This window comes from Stenotrophomonas capsici (assembly GCF_034961085.1).
GTDB lineage: Bacteria > Pseudomonadota > Gammaproteobacteria > Xanthomonadales > Xanthomonadaceae > Stenotrophomonas > Stenotrophomonas capsici.
In genome coordinates, this window is record NZ_JAYFUH010000109.1 from 1 (window position 1) to 5,886 (window position 5,886).

The 5,886-nt window shown below is 67.9% G+C and carries 8 protein-coding genes and 1 pseudogene; 8 read left to right on the top strand and 1 reads right to left on the bottom strand.

The features are described 5' to 3' along the window. The 5 genes and pseudogenes from VA603_RS09235 to VA603_RS09255 form a co-directional block, all read left to right on the top strand. A partial coding sequence (locus VA603_RS09235) for a UTRA domain-containing protein (protein ID WP_323438618.1) occupies nt 1-345 on the top strand: 345 nt, incomplete at its 5' end. Nucleotides 346-541: 196 nt separating this feature from the next. Next, entirely contained in the window at nt 542-895 is a 354-nt protein-coding gene (locus tag VA603_RS09240) for a hypothetical protein (protein ID WP_132863691.1), read from the top strand. 266 nt (nt 896-1,161) lie between these two features. After that, a complete protein-coding gene (locus tag VA603_RS09245; protein ID WP_132863692.1) occupies nt 1,162-1,503 on the top strand; it encodes a lysozyme inhibitor LprI family protein in 342 nt (113 codons plus the stop codon). A 51-nt stretch (nt 1,504-1,554) separates the two neighbouring features. After that, nucleotides 1,555-1,929, top strand: a pseudogene (locus tag VA603_RS09250) (bleomycin resistance protein); the annotation flags it as partial. A gap of 58 nt (nt 1,930-1,987) precedes the next feature. Then, nucleotides 1,988-2,194 carry a hypothetical protein gene (locus tag VA603_RS09255; RefSeq protein WP_132863695.1) on the top strand — a complete coding sequence of 69 codons (207 nt, stop codon included), beginning with the start codon at nt 1,988-1,990 and terminating at the stop codon, nt 2,192-2,194. Nucleotides 2,195-2,220: 26 nt separating this feature from the next. On the opposite strand, the gene VA603_RS09260 is transcribed toward VA603_RS09255, so the two are convergent. Next, nucleotides 2,221-2,883, bottom strand: coding sequence for a DUF2306 domain-containing protein (locus VA603_RS09260; RefSeq protein WP_313253434.1), 663 nt, complete (start codon nt 2,881-2,883; stop codon nt 2,221-2,223). Between the two features lie 322 nt (nt 2,884-3,205). Here VA603_RS09260 and VA603_RS09265 point away from each other — a divergent pair, with 322 nt between their 5' ends. The 3 genes from VA603_RS09265 to VA603_RS09275 form a co-directional block, all read left to right on the top strand. Next, nucleotides 3,206-5,335 (top strand): TonB-dependent siderophore receptor, encoded by a 2,130-nt coding sequence (locus VA603_RS09265; protein ID WP_323438619.1) that lies wholly within the window; start codon nt 3,206-3,208, stop codon nt 5,333-5,335. A gap of 80 nt (nt 5,336-5,415) precedes the next feature. Beyond that, complete coding sequence (locus tag VA603_RS09270) at nt 5,416-5,736, top strand: iron uptake protein (protein ID WP_323438620.1); 321 nt, start codon at nt 5,416-5,418, stop codon at nt 5,734-5,736. Between the two features lie 37 nt (nt 5,737-5,773). Continuing rightward, nucleotides 5,774-5,886: PepSY-associated TM helix domain-containing protein (locus VA603_RS09275; RefSeq protein WP_323438621.1), on the top strand; the 113-nt coding region annotated here is incomplete at its 3' end.

Genomic DNA, 5,886 nt, shown 5'->3' on the forward strand with positions numbered 1-5,886 from the left:
CTGCGTCTGGAAGAACACACCCACGCGCCCGGCGCGGTCATCGAGGTGCTGATCCCGATCCGCACCGGCGTGCCCACCGAGCGCTTCCTGGACATCGCCAGCACCGCGCGCACGCTGGCCCGGTTCCTGGAGCCGGGGCGGTTGTCGCGGGTGGAACAGGTGTTCGACGCCACCGCCTTCGACGCCGGTGACGCCAAGCTGCTGGATATCAGGAAGCACGAACCGGCGCTGCGCGTGCAACGCCGTTACCGCGACGCCCAGGGCCGCCTGCTGCTGATCACCATCAGCCTGCACCCACCGGGACGCTTCGCCTATTCGATGGTGCTCTCACGCAGCCATCGTTGAACGGCCCTGCGTCGAGCGGATCGTACCTGGACGCGCCGGCCGCATCGATCCGGCAAGGCACACGGCGGTTTCGACACGCCCCGGGGCGCCGGCGATTGACTGAAGGAACGCGCCGCGCGGCCGATATGCAGGCATTGCCCGCTCGCCCGGAAACCGCGCCCGCTGGCGCAATACCCACAACCGCACAGGACACCCCATGAAAGGATTCACCACCGCCATGCTTGTCGCCGCCGCCCTGCTGTCGACCCCCTGCCTGGCCGCGCGCAGCACGCTGATCGACCGCACCTGGGCCCCCGTCAGCGAGAACCACGCCGAGCTGGAGCACGACGGCCGCCACTACGTGCTTGATACCTACATCGTGATGTTCCAGCAGCCGTACTACATCCATGTCCGCGCCAAGGACGGGAAGCCGCTGGACGCCGCGGCGCTGGTGGACATGGCCTCGGACTACATCACGCCGCGCGGCTGCACCGAACCGCTGCAACGCCGCAGTGACCTGGACCGCTCCAGCGGCGACGGGACGGATGTCGTGCTCGGCTTCCAGTGCTGAGCCCGCGCGGCATCGCCACCGATCTCATCCTCCACGCCGGGACCACCACGGCCGTCGAGGCCGATGACGGCAGCCTGCCTTGGGACGCGCTCGCCGCGCTGCGGCGGCGCAAAAGCCGATAAGCTTCGGCGCAATGCCCGTGCGCGGGCGCGGTGGCTGCGCCACCGACCCGCCCGCGATTGCATGGCCGCTTCTCCCCGACATCCGGACGTCCAATGCGCCTGCCCTGCCGACTCCTGCCTCTGCTGCTTCCCTGTGCCACGGCCATGGCCGCGCCGGAGCATGCCGATTACGAGCGCATGTACTCCGACTGCGTGGACCGGGCCGGCACCCTCAACAACGGCGTGGTGGATGCCTGTTCGTCGACCACCTCCGAGCACGTGAAGGCGGAGATGAATGCCCTGTACAAGCGCATCCACGACCGTCTTTCGACGCAGTCGCCCCAGGACGCGGACCGGCTGGAGCAGGCGCAGAAGTCCTGGCTGGTCTACCGCAACACGCATTGCGACCTCGCCGGTGCCTACGTGGGCTCGCCGATGTACGCGTTCTGCCCGATGCAGCTCAACATCGCGCGCGTGACCGAGCTGCGCGAGCTGGCCGGCGACTGAGCGCATGGCGTTGACGCGGCGCAGGCCCACCCGCCCACGAAAAGGACCGCCCACATGATGTTCGAATCCGTTTCGCCGATCCTCTCCGTGCATGACCTCGCGCGGTCGCTGGACTTCTACCGGACCACGCTGGGTTTCGATCTTGCCTGGTCCTGGGGCGAGCCCGCCGAGATCGCCACCGTGTGCCGGGATGCGGTCGAGATCACGCTCACGCAGCGCGCGGAGGCAAAGCCGGCAGGCGCGGCGCACGTCTATCTGGCCGTGACCGACATCGACGCGTACCACGCCACGCTGCAGGCAGCCGGCGTGACGATGGTCGTGCCGATCGGCGACCGCCCCTATGGCATGCGCGATTTCCGCATCGCCGACCCCAGTGGCAATGAACTAAGCTTCGGCCAGGCCATCGCCGGCCTTGGGAACCACTAGCGCGCGTGTCCTGCGGTGATGCCGCCTCCCTCCACGTTGGACCCCTTCAGGAGCTCACATGTCGCTTTCCGATCTGCTCGACGTGCTGGACATCGCCGAGTTCCTGACGGCATGGCGGTTCTGGCTGCCCACCTTCGGCGGTGCCGCGCTGGGGCTGCTGATCTACTTCGGCGGCGCGGGAGGCGTGCTCCCGGCCGTGCTTGGGACAGGCATCGGCCTGGCCGGCGTGGTCACCGGCCTGGTGTGGCAACACCGCCACGGCTGAAGCGCGCCACCGACCGGCCGTCGACCTCAACCGGCCGCCATGACCGGCGAGCGCCTGGGCCAGTTCACCCAGACCACGTGCAGTGACACCGGCAACGCCCAGCTCACCCACAGCAGGACCGCGATCACGTCCGGGGACGGCGCGTTGCCCAGCGCGATCCATGCCGGCAACAACAGGCGGAAGCTCACCGGTGCCAGCGTCACCAGGTAGGCGCGCGTCATCCAGCGACGATGACGGGCAACGTCGCCGCGCCGGATGCCCCGCATCGCCACCAGCGCGGTCACCAGCCACGCCAGCGCGGTGGCCGCGAAGGCCAGGGTGATCGCCAGCGGTGCCGGCGAGGTGGCGATCAGGCCCACCGCCGCCGCGCAGGCCAGCAACATCCCGCCGAAGTAGAAGCGGCCGGACCAGCGGTGCAGGCGTGGCCGGGCACGTGGCCAACGGCTCAGGAACTGCACCGGCCCCAGCACGATGCCAAGCACGCCGCCGCCGATGTGCAGCCACAGCCAGCCGCGGCGTGACCAGTACATCGTGTAGTGCTCCGGATCCAACTGTCCGTACTGGCCGAGCACCTTGAACAGGAAATGCAGGCTGATCGCGGCCAGCAGCAGCCAGAGCACCCACCATCCCAGGCGCCGGGCGCCGGAAGCCCCCCCGGCGGGAACCGCAGACTCGAACACGTCGGACATGGCGCCTCCAGGCAATGGGCCAGCGCGAGCATACAAGGCGGCCGGGGAGCCGCGCGTCCATACGGCAATGGCGCACACCGTGCGTTTGTACGGCAAAGCGCGACCGGCCACCTCACCGGCAGAACCTGACTGGGCCGGATATTGCAAAATGCAAATCATTCGCATTTAATTTCTCAATCGCCATCCCCTGCCTGTCCATCGGCAGATGCCCACAACGGATGTGGCATGCGCCCGTCTCCGTCACGCGATTTCCCGCCTTCCAACCCCCAGGCCTTCCATGTCCCCCAGTCGCTCCCCCCGCCGTCCGGCCCCTGGCGCCGGTTTGCCTCCCCGTTGCCGCCGCTCCCTTTCCGGCCACCTGCCGTGGGCGATCAGCCTGGCCCTGGCGGCCAGCCCGGGGATGGCAGTGGCCGCCGAAAGCACCGCCGCCGATGCCAGCGCCACCACCCTGGACGCGGTGCGGGTGGTCTCCCAGCGCGCCAACCGGGTCAGCAACGGAGCGACCAACCTGGACCTGGACATCAAGGACACCCCGCAGTCGATCAGCACGGTGGACCGCGCGCAGATGGCCCAGTTCGGCGCCAACAGCATCAACGATGCGCTGCGCCTGGCCACCGGCATCCAGGTGGAGGAATGGGAAACCAACCGCACCAACTACCTGGCCCGCGGTTTCGAGATCAAGAACACCCAGATCGACGGCGTCGGCCTGCCCAATGACTGGGGCATCGTCACCGGCGCGATGGATGCCTTCGGCTACGAGAAGCTGGAGGTCATCCGCGGTGCCAATGGCCTGTTGACCGGCGTGGGCAACGCCTCGGGCACGATCAACTACGTGCGCAAGCGCCCCACCAACGAAGCCAGGGGCGAAGTGGGCGTGAGCGTGGGCTCGTGGGGCAAGCGCCGCGTGGAGGTGGACTACTCCACCCCGATCACCGCCGACGGCCGTTGGGCCGCGCGCGTGGTGGCCGCGCACGAGGACGGCGACTCGTACCTGCGCGGCTTCACCAACGACCGCAACTTCCTGTACGGCGTGGTCGATGGCCAGATCGGCGAGAACGGCACGCTGACGCTGGGCTATTCGTGGCAGAAGGCCAACAGCGACCAGAACATGTGGGGCGCGTTGAGCTTCGCCAACACCGATGGCAGCCAGCCGAGCTGGGGACGCAGCGCGTCCACCACCCAGGACTGGACCTACTGGAACACCCGGACCCGGACCGCGTTCGCCGAGTACACCCACCACCTGGGCGAGAACTGGGAGGTGAAGGCGTCCTACAACTATCGCCAGATCGGCAACGATGACCAGTTGTTCTTCGCCTTCAGCACCACCGGCCTGGACCCGCAGACCCACACCGGCCTGGTCGGCTGGGCCTACAAGGGCATCGACGACATGGACTCGCACTTGGGCGATGTCACCCTCAACGGTCGCTTCCAACTGTTCGGCCGTGAGCAGGAGGCCATGCTCGGCGTCAGCGTGGCCAAGAGCAGCGCCACCACCTGGGAACACCCGGTCGATCCCAACGATCCGGCGTTCGGCGCGCTACCGGCGTTCCCGTATGCCGGCAACGCCATCGCCGAGCCGGAATGGGGCCCGCGCACCCGCTCCAACTGGACCAACCAGCGCCTGAAGCGTGGCTATGGCGCCACCCGCCTGGCCCTGACCGACCGCCTCAAGGCCGTGGTCGGCTTCAACTGGGCGCAGTACCACCGCGATGGCAACAACGGCAACAACTTCGACCAGACCGAAAGCAACATCAGCCCCTACGCCGGCTTCACCTGGGACTTCAACGACCGCGTGCTGGGCTACGTGAGCTACTCGGACATCTACCAGCCGCAGGACCAGTACGACCGCAACCGCGTCTACCTGGACCCGACCAAGGGCGTGAACTACGAGGTTGGCGTCAAGGCCGAGTGGCTGGACCGCCGCCTGCTGACCACGCTGGCGCTGTTCAAGGCCAAGCAGCAGGGCCTGGCGACTTCCGGCGGCTATGACCTGGATACCGCGATGTACTGGTACTACGGCGTGGACGTGGAATCCAAGGGCGTCGAATTCGAGGCCACCGGCAAGCTCGGCGAGCACGCCAGCCTGGTGTTCGGCTTCACCCACCTGTCGATGAACAACCAGGACGGCGGTGATACCTACACCTGGGTGCCGCGACGCACCGCCAACCTGGTGTTCAGTTCGCGCCTGCCCGGCTACGAGGCGTTGTCCTATGGCATCGGCGGGCGCTGGCAGAGCGCGATCTCCACCCGGGACACCTACACCGGCACCACCATCGCCCAGGGCAGCTATGCCCTGCTCAACGCCTTCATCGGCTGGGACGTGCTGCCCAACGCCACCGTCCGCGCCAACGTCAACAACCTCACCGACCGCAAGTACATCAACAGCCTGTACCAGGTGGGCTACTACGGCGCACCGAGCAACTACACGCTGAGCTTCAACTACCGGTTCTGACCCCAGCCCCTCCCACGCGCGGGAGAGGGGCGATTCGCGGCACCACGCCCCTCCCCGTCCACCTGAGACCAGCCATCGCCATGCCACAGGTATCCACCGCTTCCGCACCGCCTCCCGCGTCCCGACGCCTGCAGGTCCTCCCGCGCATCCTTGCCGCCATCCTCGGCGGCTATGTGTTCGCCTGGGGCACGGTGGCATTGACCACCAGCGCGCTGTTCACGCTGAAGCTGGCGTTCCATGACGCCGAGTTCCTCGGCGCGCTGGTCGGCCTGCTGGCCTACCTGGGCGCATTCCTGTGGGCCATCGCCACCCACCACATGGCGCGGCTGTGGATGGTGGTGGTCGGCGGCGGTGCGCTGATGGCCGCGGCCGCATCACTCCTGCAATCCCGACTGGTCTGAGCCGGAGACATCCATGTTCAACAGCTTCCGTCAGGCCATGGCATGGCTGCACACCTGGTTCGGGCTGGTGCTCGGCTTCGTGCTGATGGCCGCCTTCTTCTTCGGCGCGCTGTCGGTGTTCGACCGCGAGATCGACCGCTGGTCGATCCC

What these genes read in the sequence shown, in the direction of transcription:
- VA603_RS09255 (WP_132863695.1), top strand. Translation starts at nt 1,988, where the DNA reads ATGTCGCTTTCCGATCTGCTCGACGTGCTGGACATCGCCGAGTTCCTG.
- VA603_RS09245 (WP_132863692.1), top strand. Translation starts at nt 1,162, where the DNA reads ATGGCCGCGCCGGAGCATGCCGATTACGAGCGCATGTACTCCGACTGC.
- VA603_RS09240 (WP_132863691.1), top strand. Translation starts at nt 542, where the DNA reads ATGAAAGGATTCACCACCGCCATGCTTGTCGCCGCCGCCCTGCTGTCG.
- VA603_RS09260 (WP_313253434.1), bottom strand. Translation starts at nt 2,883, where the DNA reads ATGTCCGACGTGTTCGAGTCTGCGGTTCCCGCCGGGGGGGCTTCCGGC.
- VA603_RS09270 (WP_323438620.1), top strand. Translation starts at nt 5,416, where the DNA reads ATGCCACAGGTATCCACCGCTTCCGCACCGCCTCCCGCGTCCCGACGC.